We start from the raw sequence: 19,473 nt of genomic DNA, 5'->3' as shown, positions 1-19,473 counted from the left end.
CGTGATATGCAGATTGCGTTTCAGCAAAAAGCTGAGCTGGTTCAACCCCTCATGTTTTTATTGATGGTGGTTACCCTATTTCCTTTGGGCGTAAGCCCTTCTCCAGAAACGCTGCAACGTATTGGCCCCGGCGTTATTTGGATCGCGGCTATATTGTCATCCTTATTAGGGATGGAACGGCTTTTTCGTGATGATTTTATCGATGGTTCTTTAGAACAATATACCTTAAGTGGCATGTCATTGCCGGCCGTTGCTACGGTTAAAGTACTGGCACATTGGCTAGTGAGTTTTGTTCCATTATTGATTTTGTCGCCGTTGCTCGCGATGTTTTTAAACCTAAGCATGGATATGTTTATAGCATTAATGCTTACTTTGCTAATTGGCACACCTTTGCTGTCGCTAATTGGCGCTATTGCAGTGGGATTAACGGTGGGGTTAGCACGGGGCGGACTGCTTTTAGCATTGCTTTTAATTCCCGTTTTTATTCCGTTACTGATTTTTGCCACGTCTGCTGTAGATTCTGCCGCACTGCAATTACCTTATCACCCTCAACTTGCTATTATTGGCGCCATGCTGTTACTGGCTGCTGCCGCTGCGCCGTTTGCCATAGCTTATTCTTTGAAAGTGAGTCAAAACTGATGTGGAAGTGGTTACATCCTTACGCTAAAACAGAAAATGCTTACCAATTGTGCCTAACTTTGCAGCCTTGGTTGTGGATTGGTGCATTGTTATGCTTGGCCGTAGGTACAGTGTGGGGGCTAGCCTTTGCACCACAAGATTATCAACAAGGTGATTCGTTTCGCATTATCTACATTCATGTGCCCAGCGCCATGTTGTCTATGGGCACCTATGTGGCTATGGCGATTGCGGCCTTGGTAGGAATGGTATGGCAATGGCGAACGGCCTATATGAGCATGATAGCCATGGCGCCAGTGGGTGCTGTCATGACTTTTATTGCGTTATTTACCGGTGCAGCCTGGGGTAAACCTATGTGGGGCGCGTGGTGGGTATGGGATGCACGCCTAACCTCAGAACTTATTTTGTTATTTTTGTATATCGGGGTTATTGCGCTCTATGGTGCCTTTGAAGATAAACAACAGGCGGGTAAAGCAGCAGGCGTGATGGCTTTAGTCGGCGTAGTAAATATTCCTATTATTCATTACTCCGTAGAATGGTGGAATACCTTGCATCAAGGGGCCACCATCAGCAAGTTCGATCAGCCTTCTATTGCGCCTGAAATGTTGTGGCCGTTATTAATTAGTTTATTAGGTTTTGCATTTTTTATTGGGGCAGTGACTACGGTAAGGCTACGCAGCGAAATTGTGCGCCGTGAGATGCATCGCCCTTGGGTGCAAAAATTAGCGCACGCAACAAGTGAGAATAGCTAATGCAGTTTGATTCATTCTCAGCATTTTTAGACATGGGAGGTTATGCCTTCTATGTTTGGTTATCTTTTGGTGTGACCTTTGGAGCAATGATACTGCTAGTAGTATTAAGCTTTAGGCAACATAAAGGGTTACTGAAGTCGGTTTTAAAAGAACAACAGCGTCAGGTGCGAATTAAAGAAGCGAGAGAAAAATCACACGCTTCATCAGCACAGTAAGTTGTAGTCAGTAGTTTTTAAAGTGAGATAGTGGCATGAACCCTAGAAGAAAGCAGCGTTTGGCGGTAGTGGGCATTGTTGGGCTGTTAATCGCCAGCGCAATTGGTTTAATGCTTTATGCATTAAACGACAGTATCGATTTATTTTATACGCCAAGTGAAATTATTGAAGGTAAGCAAGGGCAAATGCCTCATGTTGGTCAGCGGCTTCGTATTGGCGGCATGGTCGTACCTGGTAGCGTGAGCCGAGACAGCAAAAGCCTAGCGGTGTCCTTTGATTTGATAGATACGGGCCCCATCGTTACGGTGACCTACACGGGGATACTGCCTGACTTGTTTCGTGAAGGCCAAGGGATTGTGGCTACCGGTGTGCTTACTTCGGCAACAGAAATTACTGCGCAAGAAGTTCTTGCTAAGCATGATGAAGAATACATGCCACCAGAGCTGGCAGAAAAAATGAAGGGAATTAAACATGAAAAACCTGCCAATATGCCCGTCACCGATGCGTCATCTTCTTATCAGTATGAAGCAAGTCCAGAATTAGCGTCAGAAACAGCATCAGTGACGGGAGCAGAGCCAAGTTCAAAGCCAATATTAAAGTCTAAGCCAGGAGGCCAGTAACCATGGTGCCTGAGATTGGGAACATTGCGTTAACACTCGCCTTAGTATTATCTATATTGCTTGCAGTTTACCCGCTTTGGGGGGCTCATCGTCAACACGACACGCTAATGGCTACCGCAAAGCCCTTGGCGATTGGATTGTTTGTTTTTACCCTAATCGCGTATTTGTGCTTAACCTATGCCTTTGTTACCGATGATTTCAGTGTTGAGTATGTGGCGCAGCATTCCAACAGCCAGCTTCCACTTGTCTATAAAATTACTGCAGTTTGGGGCGGGCATGAAGGTTCGTTTTTGCTGTGGGTTTTAATGCTGTCAATTTGGACGGTAGCAGTCGCCATATTTAGCCGAGGTATTCCTCTTACCATGGTTGCAAGGGTGCTATCGGTGCTAGGTATGGTTGGTATTGGCTTTTATTTGTTTATGCTGCTTACCTCAAATCCCTTCAATAGCATGTTGCCGTTTTTCCCTGTCGATGGCCGAGATTTAAACCCGCTTCTGCAAGATTTTGGCATGATCATTCACCCGCCAATGTTATACATGGGGTATGTAGGCTTCTCAGTGGCGTTCGCTTTTGCTATTTCTGCATTGATTTCAGGTCAACTCGATTCCACATGGGCGCGTTGGGCTCGTCCGTGGGTCATTGCTGCCTGGGCGTTTCTTACTGTAGGTATCGCTCTTGGTAGCTGGTGGGCTTACTACGAACTTGGCTGGGGTGGCTGGTGGTTCTGGGATCCCGTAGAAAACGCATCCTTTATGCCTTGGTTGGTGGGAACCGCCTTGATGCACTCTTTGGCGGTAACGGAAAAACGAAAAGCCTTTAAGTCGTGGACGGTATTACTCGCTATTGCTGCGTTTTCGTTGAGTTTGTTGGGAACCTTCTTAGTTCGCTCAGGAGTGATTGTTTCCGTTCACTCTTTTGCAAGCGACCCAACACGTGGGCTATTCATACTCGGTATTCTTATCGTGTTGAGTGGCTTTGGCTTGTTGCTATATGCCATGCGCGCTTCAGCTTTAAAGAGCCCCGGTCGATACCAAGCGTTTTCTCGTGAAGTATTGCTCATGGGTAATAACGTATTTTTGTGTGCCGCTACGTTAGTGGTGTTACTTGGTACCTTATTGCCACTTGTTCATAAAGAACTAGGGCTAGGCAGTATTTCAGTGGGGGCGCCATTTTTTAATCAAATGTTTACCCTGTTGATTGTGCCGTTTGTGTTGTTCTTAGGCCTTGGGCCTTTAACTCGCTGGAAACACCAGACTGCAGGTGCACTCAAAAATCAGTTGCTTGTCGCTGGTGGAATTGCAATAAGTGCAGCGCTTTTGGTCAATTTTAGTTACGACACTCCACAGTATATGGGTGTACTGGGCATGATACTCGTGTTTTGGATTTTGATTACTACCGTGCAAGAAGTGCTTCAGCGCGTTAATGCTAACCCAAGTAATACCAGTACATTTACAAAGCTACGCAAGCTTACGCCAAGTCATTGGGGCATGGTATTAGGCCATATCGGGTTTGCCATCAGTATTATCGGCATTACTTTAGTGTCTAACTATGAGTTAGAGCGGGATGTAAGAATGGAAGTGGGCGAAACAGTAGAGCTTGGCGGTTATGCTTTTACTTTTACCGATATTAAGCCTTTCCAAGGCCCTAATTACACCGCTGATGTGGGTGTATTTGATGTGAACAGGGCGGATGAATTTGTTGTACATTTAGAACCAGAAAAGCGTATGTATACAGTTCAGCGTATGCCAATGACAGAAGCGGCAATTCATTCTACGGTATCGCGGGATTTATTTATTGCCATGGGCGAGCCCCTTGATGATGGAGCCTGGGCAGTTCGTATTTACATAAAACCGTTTGTAGCATGGTTATGGGCAGGCGCGGTTGTCATGGCGATTGGCGGTATATTCTCGATCAGCGATAAACGCTATCGCATGACCAAAGTGAAAAAAGTGGCGAAAGCTATTAACCGCATGACAGGAAAGGCACACCCCCTTGAAGCGGATAAGAAAAATACAAGTGATGCCGGCAGTCAGGAGGTCACACAATGAAAAAGGCGCCTTTAGTTGTCATTCCATTGGTGCTGTTCTCTATGCTGGTGATTTTCTTGTTCCAAGGGTTGTTTTCAGACCCACGAGAGCTAGATTCACAAGTTAAAGGCAAGCCACTGCCCGAATTTACATTACCCGATTTAATGCAACCCGATACCACCTACACCCCAGATTCACTGAAAGGTGAGGTGACTATTGTGAATGTATGGGGAGTGTGGTGCGTAACCTGTGCGGTAGAAATGCCGTATTTAACCCAGCTTAAAAATGAGCTAGGAGTAAAGTTTGTAGGTTTGTACTTTGACCAAGATCTTGACCCTGACTTTGGGACAAAAACACTCACCCGAGTGCAACAAGAAGTTACTAGTATGCTAAGGCGTTACGGTAACCCTTATGCATTTAATATTTTTGATGTATATCGCGATACGTCTCTAGATTTAGGGGTTACTGGCGCCCCAGAACACTTTGTACTGGATGCTAACGGGGTTATTCGCATGCATCATATTGGTGATATCAACGAACGTGTATGGCAAAACAAAGTGGGGCCGCTTTATCAACAGTTAGTGGCCGAGGCCGATGGTAAAAAGGAAGCAGAAAGCACTAAGAGAGTCGGCGAATGAAACGTTTACTATTCGTTATCACTTTATTTATCGCTTTTTCTGCTTGTAGCGCTGAAGATAACTTTGCGTTTGATACGCCTGCGCAACGTGCTCAGTTTTTGAGTTTAACCGCCGAACTACGTTGCCCTATGTGCCAGAACCAGAATATTGCCGACAGTGATGCCATGATTGCCCACGATATGCGCCGTAAAGTTTATGCGTTGTTGAAAGAAGGCAAGTCTGAGCAGGAAGTTATTGATTTTATGAAAGCCCGTTACGGGGATTTTGTGCATTACCAACCACCGGTAACCATTGCCACCATGTGGCTGTGGGCTGCACCTGTGTTGTTTGTCGTTTTCGCGCTTTTTTTTGTAGTACGCCGGAAGTCTTCGACAGCTCCGCAGGATATCAAAGCCAAACTGGCTAAGGCAGATGCATTGCTTGAGCAGGAAAAAGAATGAGTTGGACTGAGTTTTATATTGTTGTTTCAGGGTTAATTACCTTAGTACTTATGCTGTTGGCATTCCCTTGGCTTCGTAGAAAAAATCACGCTAAAGCGGATAACCTAAGCAACACGCAAATTGTAAAGCAGCGATTGCAAGAGCTTGAAAGAGAAGTGCAAGAAGGCTTAATCACCGAGCACGATATGCGAGTGGCTGTTGATGAACTAAAAGTCGCATTGGTTGATGAAAGTAGTTTTGAATCAACACGTACTGGCACGGCAGGTCTTCCTTTACTTATTGGTGGTCTAGTCGCCGTCGTTGCGGGTGTAGTGGTATACGCTTCGGTGAATCAATTTAGCCAAGTGCAGCGTGCCTCTGATGCTATTGCAGCGTTACCAGAGTTAAGCGCACAATTAGCCAGTGGCAATGGAAGTGATTTAGGGCCCGAAGACGTGGCTAATTTGGCATTGGCCATTCGTCAACGCCTACGAGAAGCCCCTGAAGATGATACGGGCTGGCTATATTTGGGGCGGCTTATGTTAAGCCTAGGCCAAGAAGTGCAGGCCATTGAAGCCATAGATAAGGCCGTTGCGCTAAAACCTGGAAATACGTCTCACCAAATTACGCTAGCCCAAGCTTTGATGACTACGGGTGATGTGAATAACCTCAATCGCGCACAAGGTGTGCTTAAGGGGTTATTACGCAGTACGCCAGAAAATGATAATTTAGCGCTAATGATGGCGGTGGTTTCTGCGCAGCTAGGCGATTTAGAAAACCTAACCCGTTATTACGGGCAAGTTAAAGATAAGCTACCTGCGGGTAACGATATTGGTCAGCGACTTGCCATGCGAGAGCAAGAACTTCAAGCGCAAGACGGGCAAGTGCTTGTACTAGATAATAGTCCCATAGATGAATCATCTGGTACGCAAGCGCCCGCGATTGAAAAGACGACTAGTACGAAAACAGGTTTTAATATTACCGTTAATGTATCTGATGAAGCCCGTTCAGCGTTACCGCAATCCGGCTTTCTTATTGTGTTTGCGCAAGATGCTAACTCAGAAAACAGAATGCCGGCGGCCGTGGTTAAGATCCCGTTACAAGATTTTCCTGTCACTATTGCATTAGATACGGATAATGCAATGATGCCGCAATACACATTAGACTCACTCAGCAAAGTTACGCTTACCGCTCGAGTATCTGCTGATGGCGATGTATCTGTATCGCCTGGGGAATGGGAAGGTAGTCAAGTTACCGAGGTGGCACCTCAAAACGTGAAAGACATCAACGTGATGATAGAGAAGGAATTATTGTGATTAAATTTTCAAAATGGGTCTCGGTAAGTGCGCTTTTATTAGCGAGTTTGTTAGGCGGGTGCGCAAGTCAGCAAGTGTCTCAACAAGTTGAGCAAAATAACACATCCGTTCAAGATGCTGGCGACCCTAGAGATCCCCTCGAGCCTGTGAACCGCGTGATGTGGGATTTCAACTGGGAAGTATTAGATGCTTACGTTTTAAGGCCTATCACGGTTGGTTACGTTACCGTGATGCCGCAGTTTGCCCGTACCGGTTTACTTAATGCCGCTGAAAACTTGCAAGAACCGGCAAATTTTATGAACAATATGTTCCAAGGCAAAGTTGATGATGGAATGGACAGCTTAGCGCGTTTCGTACTTAATTCGACTGTGGGTCTGTTTGGTACTATTGATGTTGCTTCGCACATTGGAATAGTCGAAAAAGAAGAAGAATTTGGCGAAACTATGGGCGTGTGGGGTGTAAATACCGGCCCCTATTTAATGCTGCCTGCGTTAGGGCCTAACGATCCTAGAAGCTTTACGGGTAGTGTTGTTGACGGCATGGTATATCCTATGGCGATTATCGATGGGCAGTTTGCTATTGCTCGGTACTTGGTTTCCCTATTAGAGGGGCGTGCTTCATTAATTGACCAAGAGCAACAACTTGAACAATCAGTCGACGACTATGCGTTTGTGAAAAATGCTTATTTCGAAAACCTAGCGTTTAAAGTTACCGATGGCAAAAGCGGTGATAAAGCGTTAGAAGAAGACCAGCTTGATGATTTTGCCGAGTTCGAAGCCATGCTGGAGTATGAAGAAACAGATGTTGAAGCTGACGATTCAAAAGAAGAGCCAGAAGAGGATGGCCCTGAAGGTAATTAATTCATAGCTCTATGATACTACTAGTTTACAGCTAACAAAGTAAAAAAAAGCAAAATAAAACAAAAAAGCCCCTTAACGACAGTTCGTTGAGGGGCTTTTTCAAATCCTGCTTAGCGCACTATTGCGAGCTATCTTACTAAATATGCGATAGGCTGATTAAGCTTTAGGATAGCCCTGAGGATTTTGTGATTGCCAATTCCATGTGTCTGCACACATGGCCTCTAAGCCTTTCTCAGCGTGCCAATTAAGTTCAGTAGCTGCCTTAGTCGGGTCTGCGTAACATGCCGCTACATCGCCTCCACGGCGCGGTGCTATAGCATAAGGGATTGTTTTACCCGATGCCTTTTCAAACGCTTTGATCATATCTAACACTGAGTAACCTTGACCAGTTCCCAAGTTATATTTATCAAGGCCCATATTCAAAGCAATTCTATCAATCGCTTTCAAGTGCCCATTAGCCAAGTCTTCTACGTGAATATAATCACGTACACCAGTACCATCATGGGTATCGTAATCGTCACCAAATACGCTGAGTTTTTCTAATTTTCCCGTAGCGACTTGTGAAATATAAGGCATGAGGTTGTTTGGAATACCGTTTGGATCTTCACCAATGCTGCCTGATGCGTGTGCGCCTACTGGGTTAAAGTAACGAAGTAGCACAATGTTCCATTCGCTGTCTGACACAAACAAATCAGCCAACACATGCTCTACCATTAACTTAGACATACCGTAAGGGTTGGTTGGGTGTCCCGTGGCCATGTCTTCGCGTAAAGGAAGGGCTGCAGGATCGCCATATACTGTAGCAGAAGAGCTAAACACAATATTCTTAACGTTGTGCTTTTGCATTGATTTACACAGGGTAAGCGTGCCATACACATTGTTTTCATAGTAAGACAGGGGCTGCTGAACCGATTCTCCTACGGCTTTTAGGCCCGCAAAGTGAATAACCGCATAAATCGTATGCTCGCTAAATATACCATCAAGCACAGCAGTGTCGCGAATATCACCTTGAACGAAAGTGACGGATTTTCCTGAGATAGCCTCAACACGTCTCAGTGACTCTGCACTCGAGTTCGCCAAGTTGTCCAAGACAACAACGCTGTAATCTTGTTCGAGTAGTTGAAGTACAGTATGACTTCCAATGTATCCTGCGCCACCGGTAACCAAGATGGTTTTCATGCATGCTCCTTGTCTGAATTAGGTGCCAAATGTTTAGCACAGATAGAATGTTGTATAGGCTTAACTAAAAGCGGGTACAGCAAAAATACGAGTCCCGCCCACAACAGTGATGTCCAGTTCGATGCGGTTTGTAATATAAGCACAAAAGCGGGTATGAAAACCAGTAGCTTGAGCACGTTCATGAGTGTTTTTTCTGGAACGGTCATTCGTGAAGCTGCTCTGTCTAAACGCTTAACGCGTTCAGTAAGAGGGAGACCTTTTAGCTGAGGAATATTTCGGGTGGAAAAATAAAATTTCATAGCGTACTCAAATAAAAACCGCCGACACATATTGTGTAACGGCGGTTATTGTAGGTGATTGCAGGAAAGGTTCAAACCGTAATTGGTCTAATGAGCTCTTTTCAACAAAAATTTAATCACCTGTTCCTATCTTTATTAATCAACTTAGGCTTGCGACTCAACGCCAGCTTTTTCCCAAAAACGTGATTTGAGACTCAGCAGTGCGATCACAATACCGATAGCAATACTAAACAACGCGATTTGTAGGTAAAGGTTAGGCATTTCGGCTACATTTTCAGGATCGAAATTACCTGACAATAGGCCGGCAATAATGTTACCGATAGAGTAGGTTAGAACGAAAACCCCCATCATTTGACCAGCAAAACGCTTAGGCGATAGTTTACTTACCGCACTAAGTGCAACGGGGCTTAAACATAACTCACCAACAGTATGTAAGAAGTAAGTAGTGACCAACCACATAGGGGCTACTTTTAAACCTTGAGCAGCGTACTGAGAGGCCATAAACATTACCAAGAAGCCTGTTGCCATAATCACAAGACCAATTGCACACTTAAGGGTATACGAAGGGTCAATCATACGCTTAGCAAGGTTAATCCAAAGCGCAGCGAAGAAAGGCGAAAGGATAATAATAAATAGCGAGTTAGAAAGCTGGAACCATACGGTTGGAATGGTAGAAAGCCCGAACCATGACGTGAAAATTGAACCAGCAGATAAAGCTCTGTCGGTATAGTTTTGAGCGAACAAGTTTAAAGATGAACCGGCTTGCTCAAAGCCTGACCAGAAACAAGCCGAGGCAATACAAACTAAAAATAATGCCCACATGCGTCTTTTTTCATTGTCGCTTAATGCGCCTTTGAAATAGATAAAACCAAAATAAGCAAAAAATACGACAGTGAAAAATACAGCCACTTGCTGAGCGAGTGCAAGAGGGTCAATAACAATTGTCCCCATGTGAGCAAGAACAATAACAACGACAGCTAACGCTACGGTTGTAATAACGGCTGTCCACGCGGTTTTCTTAGCGCTGCCTGTGTAAGGATTAGTTGGAGCCGTTGAGTCTGACGCTAGCGACGAGTTGGTGAAGTAATATTGAATAAGACCAATAGCCATACCAATCGCTGCCGCACCAAAGGCATAGTCCCAGCCCCAGTTTTCTTGTAGGTAACCTGTTACCAAATAGGCAATAAGAGAGCCGATGTTGATACCCATATAATAAAGGGCATAACCACTGTCCCTGCGAGCATCATCATCGCCATACTGCTGCCCTACCATGGCCGAAATATTGGGTTTTAATAGGCCAGTCCCAGTTGCTACAAGGATTAAACCTACAAAAAATAAGTTCTGTAAGTCGATAGCAAGTACCACATGGCCTAAGAAGATGATAATACCACCGTACCACACGGCTTTTTTACCACCGATGAGACGGTCAGATAACCAACCTCCTGGTAAACCTAAAAAGTAAACTGCGCCGGTATAAAGGCCGTAAATTGCCCCTGCGGTGGCTACCGTAAAACCAAGCCCTTGAGTTTGTAGGCTGGCTGTCATAAATAAAACAAGAAGGGCACGCATACCGTAATAACTCATGCGTTCCCACATTTCTGTGAAAAACAGCGTTCGAAGGCCCCCTGGATGGCCGAAAAAGCTGGTGTCGTTAGATTTTTTTATAGTCACGTTATCATTCCATATTAATTATGGTTGTTATAGTAGAGTGCTTAATGCATACACTCTTTTGATATAGGTCCAATAAAGGATAAGCCGTTATACTAAAGCTCGAGTGAAGACACAAGATTTGGGCGATAAACTCTACTTTTAAGCCTGTCAAAAGCACGTTTTGTTTGAAAATTGAGCGTTGCCGCTTGGGTTGCTCTTTATGCTTTTCGCGGGCTGGCGCTAAAAATATGAGGGAATAGCTTACTGCCTGTCGTTTACTTGAAAATTTGTATCGCACTCTTTTTTACGACGAATGTATTACTACGAATGCTATTAAGAATATAGCAGCGAAGTGCGATACAAATCAGGTTTCAAGGTATTGTCCGTTATAGCTCTCTAATTGTAGCTAATACAATTCGAATGATGCCATAAAGCAATAAAAGTATTACGCCAAATAACACCAAATTGTAAACCACTGTTGGGTACTTATTGTCATCCGGCAGAGTAGGCGTCTCAATAGTTACTAAGTGCTGTAATTTCTGATAGGTTTCCACTCGGGCATTTTCAAGGGTAATCAGTGAAGAAGAAAATGCTTGTATAGCTAACTGTAACTGAACCTGTAGGTTGCTGTATTGCGCCATCAGTTCACCTACGGAAAGGTCAGTATCAGAGCTATCTGGGTCAGTGGTACTAATCTGCTCTTTGCGCTTATTAATTTCACTCTGCAGTGCACCAATTTCTCGCTTGATATTAATCACCTCAGGAGCAGCATCAGACATCATGGTTGAAATGGTACTCAACTCTGCTTTCTTTTGTGCCAAGGTGGCTTCTAACGAAAATGCAATTTGCTGGAAAGCTGCGCCTTCTGCGGTAGGGTCAAGCACATTATATTTTGACTGAAAGCCTAAAATTTCTGTTTTAGCTTGTTGAAGTTTTTGCTCAACAATCTCGTGCTCACCCTTAGCGAAGGTTAGCTTTGATTTGGCTAGATTGTTGTTGATATTGTTTATAAATTCTTCCGCTTTTACCACAATAGCTTGGTTTATGACTTGCGCGAATTCGGGGTTAAAAGCACGGGTACGAAGTGAAATAACAGAAGAGGCTGAATCTACACTCACTTCAACGTGGTCTAAGTAAAACTGATAGAAGCTTTCCTGCTTATGAGAACTTGATAAGCCGCTAAAAAAGTCGGCCTCGTCAGACATGTAATGTTCTCTTAGGTTAATGGTCTCATCCAAGTACTTAATCATGTCTGCAGATTTGATATAAGCTTCTACTAGTTGGCTTTCATTTCCCATGCCGCCAGAGCTAATACCTGCCGACATCAGTAATGAAGATGGGTCGAAACTACTGCCGCCATCACTTGATTTTACGATTAACTGACTTTGGCTTTCGTATTGAGGTGCAGCCCATACAATGAGATAGAAGGCATATAAAAACCAAGGCAGCACAAGCAAAAGCGTTTTATGCTGTTTCATCAGTTCATTCAGCTTAGTAAGAGTTTTTTCCACGTGTAATAAACCTATTTTAACGATTTTTTGTTAGCTGCATCTTGCGTGTACACGTCAATGCCTTCTTCGAGATCAGCGTAATACGATAATTTACCATCATCTATAATGACGGCGGATGTACAGAATTCTCGAATTTGATCGAGTTCATGACTTACCATGATAACGCCGGCAGTTTCACTTTTTTCTTTAAGTGACGCTCTGGCTTTTTTTCTAAAAAGTGGGTCGCCTACAGAAGTGGCTTCGTCAATAAGATAAATATCAAAGTCAATATTCATACAACAAGCAAATACAAACTTAGCCCGCATACCTGATGAGTAAGTGCGCACGGGTAAGTCAAAGCGCTTATCTAACTCAGCAAAAGCTTGAACCTTCTCTTCGTATTCCGGTAACGACGCCACGTTATTGATACGACCGATGAAACGTGTGTTCTCACGGCCTGTCATTTGGGGATGCACGCCTGTTTGCAGTGCAACTGGCCATGACATCGCTTTATTAGTAAGCACGCGCCCTTTATCAGGGTATTCACTCTTCGCTAACATGCGAAACAAGGTGGATTTACCCGCACCGTTTTTACCCAATATGGCTACGTTGTTCTCGGTTGGAAAGTCAAAGTTAAGATTTTTAAATATATATTGGGGCCCCATTTTACTCGGGTAGCTTTTTGTCACGTTCTCTAGTTTGATCATCGTGACAATACCTTTTTCCACGTAATGTGATACAGAGAAAGACTCAAGAATAAGAATACAATGGTAATTTCTACCACAAAGCTAAACGATACCCCTTTATGTCCGTAAGACTCAAAACAAGCATACCGAGCAAGCTCGTTAAAGTGGACTAGTGGATTCCAAGTGAAATACGGCCAGAGGTATTCGGGCATATCTTGAAGGCTGAAAAATACACAGGAAATAAACATAAGGGGGCGTGTAAGCATTGATTTTATTTTGTCTACTTCAGGAACGAAAGCAACCGCAATACCAAACACTAAACCAATTGAAACAGAAAATAACCAAAGTAGGATGTAAAGGGTGATAAATAGCAGTGGGTCATGAATCTTGAAGCCGTCACCGAGTAAATAGAGTGCTAAAGCAAGTAGTGCAATCACTACGGTTTTAATTGATAATTCAACAAAGCCCGCAGTCACTATAGCCGCAAGCGGTTGAACCTGCCTAAATGCATATAATGGTTTATTTCGTCGAATGGACGTTGATACTGACTGAAGATTGGAGGTAAGTGTCTGAAGGCCAACTAAACCAATCATCATGAATATGAATAATGGTATAGAGTGAACATCGTCGCCGCTGATCAAGCCTCTTATAAACGAAAGGGCAGCAATGAAAATAAAAGGCTCTATAAAGGCCCAGCTGAGCCCAAATTTATCATTGAACTTACTTTGAAACTCACGCAGGAAAAGTGCGAAAATCACACTTCTCCAAGCGTAAACTTGTTCTTTGAACGTTACCATAACTAGTCTGTGGCTACGTTCGCAGCAATGGCGATTTGATAGACAATTTGCGTAATATCTTTTACTGCCTGAAGCACTTTGGTATCAATAGCCGGCAGCACAATGATTTGATCGCCAGGTAATAATTTAGCGCCACTGCCGTTAGCCGTTAAAATACCATTATCAATATTAGCAAACGCAACGTTGCCATTTTTGCGCACAATCAAGATACGCTCATCTTCAGCCCGTTCGGTAAAACCGCCAGCCCATGCAATATAATCTTCAGTATCTGCGTCAGGGTTAAATACAACCGATTGAGGGAGTAAAACTTCGCCACCAATATGAATAAGATCCGTAATTTCTGGGATCACAATCGTATCATTAGGTTCTAAAAGAATGTTCGCAGTGTCGCCATTTTCAGACACAACCACGCGGCCTTGGGGTTCTACTTGGCGTGCTCTGGCAATAAAATCAGCTACAAGTTGAGCTTCCTGTGCGCGAATAGCACCTTCACCGGTAGAACTGATAGGAGCAGTATACATACTGCGCTCTAATCGCTCTAAGCCTTGCTCGATAATTTCTCTTTGCTTTATAGCAACACTTTCTCGCAGGAGATAAATATTCTGCGTATCGGACAAGGTTGTATCAGCTTCAATATGATCAAGCACATCAAGCAAGCGTGTACCTTTGTCTACCATCAATTGTGATGCACCTGAAAATGCGCCAGCTACATTAATACGATAAATTTGTGCTTCATTATCAGCCACGTACTCTACTGTATCGCCGGCTTTTAAAGGCAAGCTTTCAAAGTCGGTTAAGCTTAAGTAACGTGCAAACTGTTTATTATCTCTTACGCCAGCGACAGAAGCATGAGAAGCAAATTCACCCGGTCGTGCAAAGTAGTTCACTACCTCGCCAGTGAGTTCCTCATCTGAAAACTCAAAGGTGAAACTATTTCTGGCACCGGCTTCCACCACGATAGTATTGCCGATAGGGCGAACTAATATGGTGTCACCATCTTTAAAAGAAATTTTTGGAAGCTTGCCGTTCCTGAAAAATGCATATAAATCAGCGGTTGCAATAACTTCGTTGTCGCGAATAACATCTATTTTACGGAAGCTACCACGTTGAAAATCGATACCTCCCGCCCGTTTCAAGTAATACAGAACACTATCAGATGCTAAGCCCGCATATTGCCCAGGACGTAAAATTGGACCAGAAACATAGACAGCCACAGGTGTTGAAGTAAGTAGGTTGACGTATACATTTACATCGTTGGTATAAACCTGACGAATTTTACTACTGACTGTCTGGTTTACTGAACCCGCAGGCGTGTTAGCAACCAGAATTGGGCCAATATTGGGTATAAATATGTTGCCTTGGTTATCAACAGTAGAAACATCTGAATAATTGATTGCACCCCAAAGCCATATAGAAATTTTATCCCCAGGCGCAACCAAGTAGTTATCGTTTAAACCTGTGGTTCTTTCTGACTCGAAGCCGCCAAGAAAAAGGTTCGCAGCAAACGGTGGGTTAGCCATTGCTTTTTGTAGGGGGAAAACACTTTCAATAGTTGGCTCACCCGGAAGAGAAAGGCCGTCTCTTGGCTGAGTGCTAAATTGCCCCATTGTACTTTGTGCGCTACCTGCGCCGGGCAGTGTACGTTGACTCTGAACGCTGAGAGGGGACACGCCAGCTGCAGTACTAGAGGTTGATGACGAGCCTGTTTGTTGGGCGCGTTGTCTTAACTGTTCTATTTGTTCCGCACTCTGCGCGTAAACTGTTTGAGAAGATAAACTGATTGAAAGTACAGCTGCAGCGGTAAAAGAAACTAAATTTAACAACTTCAACTTATTCTCCTCGTGATTGAGCCGAGGCTACTAATGGGCTCAAAATAGACCAAGCTCCGTCGCGTTTACAAACGGTAACCTTGTCTTTGGTATATTCATTTTTGGACTGGGTGGCAGAAAGTGCAGCTTGAAAGCGAATGCAGTCGTTACCGGTTGCCGAGGTATACAATTTAGTCGCCTCGTAATCAATGCCTTCAAGCATAATTTGAATGCTCTGCCCCTGACTAAACGAAGAATTTAAATTTGGAATGCTTATTGCTACATCTTCTTCGGCAGACAAAGAGTATGCTAGCGAAGCGTGTACTAGTGGAATATCGGCGGTTGTCGATTTAGGCACATTACTGCACGCCGCGAGCAAGCTGGTAAGCGCAACGAGTAAGAAAGCCCTTTTTTGCGTATTTAACATTGACTGTCATATCCATATAGCAATTTGGCGCTAGGATACCATAAGAATAAAAAAAAACATGTTTTCGTCACGGGTTCGGCATGAATTACGTTTTGATGGATGCTTATTTGCTCTAAAGACAGTGTTCACAAGGCATTGTGTATGAAAATTGTTCAAAGTGTTGTGTTAATTAGCCTGGATTCATTCTGTTACAAAAGTTTTTGCTACTAAGGGTGGTTACAACAAAGAATGTTTATTATGATAAGGAGGGTTTTCCTATCCTGTTCAAATAAAAGAATGAAACCCTCGGTAGGTCGTTAAAGGACGTTGTTTTAATATGGATACCAATTTGGTTTACATGTCACACTTTAGAAAAGCACCTATCAGTGACGCACTGATTGTTGGTGGTATGGGCCGTGGTGGCACGAGGTTTTGTTTAATATGTTAGCGTACCTGCAGTTTGTTCCCCTTTTTACTGCGTTTTTTGTAGCTCTCATTTTGTTAGTGGTGATGACACCGTTAGCACATCAATTTGGCTTGGTTGATCAACCAAGCGCAAGAAAGCGCCATGCGGGCATTATTCCATTAACTGGCGGCGTCGCCATCTTTATGGCGGTATTGGTTGCGAGTGTTGCTACTGATGTATGGATGAAAAATAATCCTCTATTCTTTACTGCTTCTGCTTTTGTTGTGCTTCTTGGTATGCTTGACGACCGTTTCGACTTAAGTGCCAAAGGGCGTTTAATGTGTCAATTCGGTGTGGCTTCAATTATGGCGTGGAGTGCGCAAAATTATGTCACCTCGTTAGGTAATATTTTTGGTAGTGGCGATATTGCGCTAAATATCGGTGGGTATTTCTTTACTGTTATTTGCGTAGTGGGTGTTATCAATGCCTTTAATATGATTGATGGTATAGATGGTCTTGCAGGAGGCATGAGTTTGGTCATTCTGCTTACCTTGGCGGGGTTTCTCACTGCTACTGGCAACGGCGCTGCCATTATGGAACCATTAATTATTGTGGCTGCCATCGTACCTTTTTTAGCCTTTAATTTAAGTTGGAAGGGGTTTAAAGGAAATAAAATATTTATGGGTGATGCGGGCAGTATGTTCGTGGGCCTAACGATAGTATGGTTATTAGTCGACCATACCCAAGGTGATAGCGCTGCATTTAGACCAATTACCGCCGTATGGTTGGTTGGATTGCCATTGATGGATATGGCTGCCATTATGTACCGCCGTGCACGCAAGGGGCAATCTATGCTCCGTCCCGACCGCCAACACTTACATAATATTTTTATGCGTGCTGGGTTATCGAGTCGTCAATCTCTCATCGCGATACTATGCATGGGCGCCTGTTATTGCGTAATTGGGATCTTGGGTGAACTATACCTTGTGCCTGAATACGTCATGTTTTGGGGTTTTATTTGTTTACTTGTCTTGTATAGTATCGTCATTCAGAACATTTGGAGCGTACTTCGCTTTATCAAAAAGCGTTAGAGTAATACTTATAATGCGTTGATAAATTGAATGCTAGAAACAAATTTCGAACGCTGGTGTAATAAGATTAGAAAGCGCTTTTCTTTTACTTTCCCATGTATCAACGCTTTAAAATTGGTAATTCTGTTTGGACTCAAACCTTTCAATTCTTCACAACAACTATAAGAAAAAACGTGTTGAAACCTTAGTCGCCATGGCGGTTTACGGGGGAGACAAGGTTGAGTGGGTAGAGCAAGCAATTGATAGTATCCTCAATCAGACCTATCAAGACTTTGTCTTTACCATTGTAATTGACGGGGAAATTTCCGTTAAGATGATGAATAAACTCAAAGATAAAGCCTTTTCTGATCATAGGATTATACTAGCCCAAAATGTGACTAAACCTGGTTTGGCTAGCTGCATGAACAAAGCGGCTGAATGGGGATTATCGTTGAACCCTTCCTACTTCGTGAGAATGGATGCGGATGATATCTCGATTTCTACTCGACTCGCACGGCAAATAAGTTATTTGCGAAAGCATGCTTATATATCAGTACTGGGTTCAGCACTGACAGAAATAAACGAGCATGGTGGCAAAGTGGGGGCGCGAGTTATGCCTTCATCTCACAAGCAAATTGTCAGCATATTACCACGGCGGTGCTCACTGAATCATCCAACTGTAGTAATACGTTACACGGTGTTTGAACAGGGTTATAGATACGACAGCAACCTAATGAACACACAAGACTATTTTCTTTGGGTAACCCTGGCTTCTAACGGCTTTGTATTTAGAAACCTTAAAGATCGTTTATTGAACTTCAGACGCGTAAACAACTTTTATAAGCGCAGAGGCTTTAGTAAATCACTCAACGAATTTAGAGCAAGGTTCAATGCCATGCTTAAACTAAAAAAGTTAACGCCTTACAATGCTGCATATGCATGTGGTGTGCTAGCGCTTCGATTGATGCCAGGGAAAGTCGTTAAATTAGCGTATAAACTCGATCGTCATTTATTGGATAGGTTTGGTAAACATTGAACTGTGGAATTGTCGTTGTACTTTATCGCCCTGATATTCAACATGTGCAATCACTCATCGATGGGTTCATTCACTGTGAATGGCCGATTGTATTAGTCGACAATTCTTCTGAAAAAACTGTCTTATCGCTTTCTTCTCACTGCCAGTACTTCCACTATCCTGAAAACGTAGGCATTGCCGAGGCTCAGAATGTAGGCCTCAATTATCTATTTAAAAATGGTCTTTCACATGCGGTAGTGCTAGATCAAGATAGTCTATTTACGGTAAATATGGCAGTAGAATTATTAGCTCAGTACCACGAGCTTGAGCGTTCCCATAAAATAGCGGCACTTGGCCCTTCAATACATTGTCAATTTACTGATAAGGTTGCTGTAGGCCGAGTTCAAAAGGGACGTCAAATCGATAGCAAGGTTAGAGAAGTAAAACAAATTATTGCTTCAGGTATGATGCTATCTTCTTCAGCATTTTCTACAGTCGGAAATAAAGAAACAGGCTTATTCATAGACGGTGTGGATCATGAGTGGTGCTGGCGTGCCAATAAGCTCGGTTTTTCTATATTTCAGTCTTTATCAGTATGCATGCCGCACCGTCAGGGCGATGATCGCGTAAAGGTGCTAGGCCTAACATTCAAGCAAGGCGCACCTATTCGACTTTACTATCAAATGAGGAACGTATTACTCTTAGCGCGAAGGGGATATGTACCACTTTATTGGAAGTGCCGTCATCTTCCCGCAATACCGCTACGTTATATTGTCAATCGATTCTATTTTCCTGATGGGAAGAAGCGTGGGCATTATTTATTGAAAGGGCTGGCCGACGGTATTAGTGCGAAGAAAGGAAAGATTCAAGAGCCTAGTATAAAGTAGGCTTTACGTTATTTATGCAATGGTTTTAGTTGGAATTCTAAAAGCACTGCTTAACGAATGTAAGCTTTCACTAAAGATGTGCAGGTGATAATTTTTGGTGCATATCGCTGAATTAAAAAGGGGCGTTGATTAGCCAAATCCTTTTATTTCAAAAACATTATTTTTCAATGATGTTGCGCTGATCAGCACCAGTTATATGTGATATGAATTGAAATATGTGCTTCATGATGAAGCTTTTTATTTTTATAATAGAAATCATTGTGAAGTGAACTTTAAGTTTTATTAAAGCGTAACCGT

The 19,473-nt window shown here is 43.3% G+C and carries 20 protein-coding genes; 12 read left to right on the top strand and 8 right to left on the bottom strand.

The features are described from left to right. Nucleotides 1–6: 6 nt before the first annotated feature. From ccmB to AMBT_RS13680, 9 genes are read left to right on the top strand one after another with little or no spacing between them, the layout of a single operon-like run. Nucleotides 7–639, top strand: a complete 633-nt coding sequence (ccmB, locus tag AMBT_RS13720; RefSeq protein WP_041453014.1) for a heme exporter protein CcmB — start codon at nucleotides 7–9, stop codon at nucleotides 637–639. After that, a complete protein-coding gene (locus tag AMBT_RS13715; RefSeq protein WP_013785233.1) occupies nucleotides 639–1,388 on the top strand; it encodes a heme ABC transporter permease in 750 nt (249 codons plus the stop codon). Before ccmB ends, AMBT_RS13715 begins: the two co-directional genes overlap by 1 nt. Next, nucleotides 1,388–1,603: a heme exporter protein CcmD gene (gene ccmD, locus AMBT_RS13710; RefSeq protein WP_013785232.1), complete on the top strand. Its 216-nt coding sequence runs from the start codon at nucleotides 1,388–1,390 to the stop codon at nucleotides 1,601–1,603. Before AMBT_RS13715 ends, ccmD begins: the two co-directional genes overlap by 1 nt. Before the next feature lie 35 nt (nucleotides 1,604–1,638). Further along, nucleotides 1,639–2,223: a cytochrome c maturation protein CcmE gene (gene ccmE, locus AMBT_RS13705; RefSeq protein WP_013785231.1), complete on the top strand. Its 585-nt coding sequence runs from the start codon at nucleotides 1,639–1,641 to the stop codon at nucleotides 2,221–2,223. Between the two features lie 2 nt (nucleotides 2,224–2,225). Further along, on the top strand, nucleotides 2,226–4,271 hold the full coding sequence (locus AMBT_RS13700; protein ID WP_013785230.1) for a heme lyase CcmF/NrfE family subunit: 2,046 nt from the start codon (nucleotides 2,226–2,228) through the stop codon (nucleotides 4,269–4,271). After that, nucleotides 4,268–4,888, top strand: coding sequence for a redoxin family protein (locus AMBT_RS13695; protein ID WP_013785229.1), 621 nt, complete (start codon nucleotides 4,268–4,270; stop codon nucleotides 4,886–4,888). The genes AMBT_RS13700 and AMBT_RS13695 overlap by 4 nt, the downstream gene beginning before the upstream one ends. Then, nucleotides 4,885–5,328, top strand: coding sequence for a cytochrome c-type biogenesis protein (locus AMBT_RS13690; RefSeq protein WP_013785228.1), 444 nt, complete (start codon nucleotides 4,885–4,887; stop codon nucleotides 5,326–5,328). Before AMBT_RS13695 ends, AMBT_RS13690 begins: the two co-directional genes overlap by 4 nt. Then, nucleotides 5,325–6,623 (top strand): c-type cytochrome biogenesis protein CcmI, encoded by a 1,299-nt coding sequence (ccmI, locus tag AMBT_RS13685; protein ID WP_013785227.1) that lies wholly within the window; start codon nucleotides 5,325–5,327, stop codon nucleotides 6,621–6,623. The genes AMBT_RS13690 and ccmI overlap by 4 nt, the downstream gene beginning before the upstream one ends. Beyond that, on the top strand, nucleotides 6,623–7,483 hold the full coding sequence (locus AMBT_RS13680) for an MlaA family lipoprotein (protein ID WP_083820197.1): 861 nt from the start codon (nucleotides 6,623–6,625) through the stop codon (nucleotides 7,481–7,483). The genes ccmI and AMBT_RS13680 overlap by 1 nt, the downstream gene beginning before the upstream one ends. Before the next feature lie 156 nt (nucleotides 7,484–7,639). On the opposite strand, the gene galE is transcribed toward AMBT_RS13680, so the two are convergent. The 8 genes from galE to AMBT_RS13640 form a co-directional block, all read right to left on the bottom strand. Beyond that, nucleotides 7,640–8,662 carry a UDP-glucose 4-epimerase GalE gene (gene galE, locus AMBT_RS13675; protein ID WP_013785225.1) on the bottom strand — a complete coding sequence of 341 codons (1,023 nt, stop codon included), beginning with the start codon at nucleotides 8,660–8,662 and terminating at the stop codon, nucleotides 7,640–7,642. Then, nucleotides 8,659–8,961: a DUF6170 family protein gene (locus AMBT_RS13670; RefSeq protein WP_041452577.1), complete on the bottom strand. Its 303-nt coding sequence runs from the start codon at nucleotides 8,959–8,961 to the stop codon at nucleotides 8,659–8,661. Before AMBT_RS13670 ends, galE begins: the two co-directional genes overlap by 4 nt. A gap of 144 nt (nucleotides 8,962–9,105) precedes the next feature. After that, nucleotides 9,106–10,626 (bottom strand): peptide MFS transporter, encoded by a 1,521-nt coding sequence (locus AMBT_RS13665; protein ID WP_041453010.1) that lies wholly within the window; start codon nucleotides 10,624–10,626, stop codon nucleotides 9,106–9,108. Between the two features lie 371 nt (nucleotides 10,627–10,997). Beyond that, entirely contained in the window at nucleotides 10,998–12,122 is a 1,125-nt protein-coding gene (locus AMBT_RS13660; protein ID WP_013785222.1) for a KpsE/RkpR family capsule polysaccharide export protein, read from the bottom strand. A gap of 11 nt (nucleotides 12,123–12,133) precedes the next feature. Continuing rightward, a complete protein-coding gene (locus AMBT_RS13655; RefSeq protein WP_013785221.1) occupies nucleotides 12,134–12,808 on the bottom strand; it encodes an ABC transporter ATP-binding protein in 675 nt (224 codons plus the stop codon). Then, nucleotides 12,805–13,584, bottom strand: coding sequence for an ABC transporter permease (locus AMBT_RS13650; RefSeq protein ID WP_013785220.1), 780 nt, complete (start codon nucleotides 13,582–13,584; stop codon nucleotides 12,805–12,807). Before AMBT_RS13650 ends, AMBT_RS13655 begins: the two co-directional genes overlap by 4 nt. 2 nt (nucleotides 13,585–13,586) lie before the next feature. After that, nucleotides 13,587–15,407 carry a polysaccharide biosynthesis/export family protein gene (locus AMBT_RS13645; protein WP_417874139.1) on the bottom strand — a complete coding sequence of 607 codons (1,821 nt, stop codon included), beginning with the start codon at nucleotides 15,405–15,407 and terminating at the stop codon, nucleotides 13,587–13,589. 7 nt (nucleotides 15,408–15,414) lie between these two features. Beyond that, complete coding sequence (locus AMBT_RS13640) at nucleotides 15,415–15,819, bottom strand: hypothetical protein (RefSeq protein ID WP_013785218.1); 405 nt, start codon at nucleotides 15,817–15,819, stop codon at nucleotides 15,415–15,417. A 420-nt stretch (nucleotides 15,820–16,239) separates the two neighbouring features. On the opposite strand from AMBT_RS13640, the gene wecA reads away from it, so the two are divergent. The 3 genes from wecA (at nucleotide 16,240) to AMBT_RS13625 (ending at nucleotide 19,176) form a co-directional block, all read left to right on the top strand. Continuing rightward, nucleotides 16,240–17,295, top strand: a complete 1,056-nt coding sequence (gene wecA, locus AMBT_RS13635) for a UDP-N-acetylglucosamine--undecaprenyl-phosphate N-acetylglucosaminephosphotransferase (protein WP_013785217.1) — start codon at nucleotides 16,240–16,242, stop codon at nucleotides 17,293–17,295. A gap of 127 nt (nucleotides 17,296–17,422) precedes the next feature. Then, on the top strand, nucleotides 17,423–18,310 hold the full coding sequence (locus AMBT_RS13630) for a glycosyltransferase (protein WP_013785216.1): 888 nt from the start codon (nucleotides 17,423–17,425) through the stop codon (nucleotides 18,308–18,310). After that, complete coding sequence (locus AMBT_RS13625) at nucleotides 18,307–19,176, top strand: glycosyltransferase family 2 protein (protein ID WP_013785215.1); 870 nt, start codon at nucleotides 18,307–18,309, stop codon at nucleotides 19,174–19,176. The genes AMBT_RS13630 and AMBT_RS13625 overlap by 4 nt, the downstream gene beginning before the upstream one ends. Nucleotides 19,177–19,473: the final 297 nt, after the last annotated feature.

Origin of the sequence: Alteromonas naphthalenivorans, assembly GCF_000213655.1 — a bacterium.
In the GTDB taxonomy this organism is placed as follows: Bacteria; Pseudomonadota; Gammaproteobacteria; order Enterobacterales; family Alteromonadaceae; genus Alteromonas; species Alteromonas naphthalenivorans.
The sequence above is the reverse complement of the archived record's forward strand: the minus strand, read 5'-3'. Positions and strand labels throughout refer to the sequence as shown.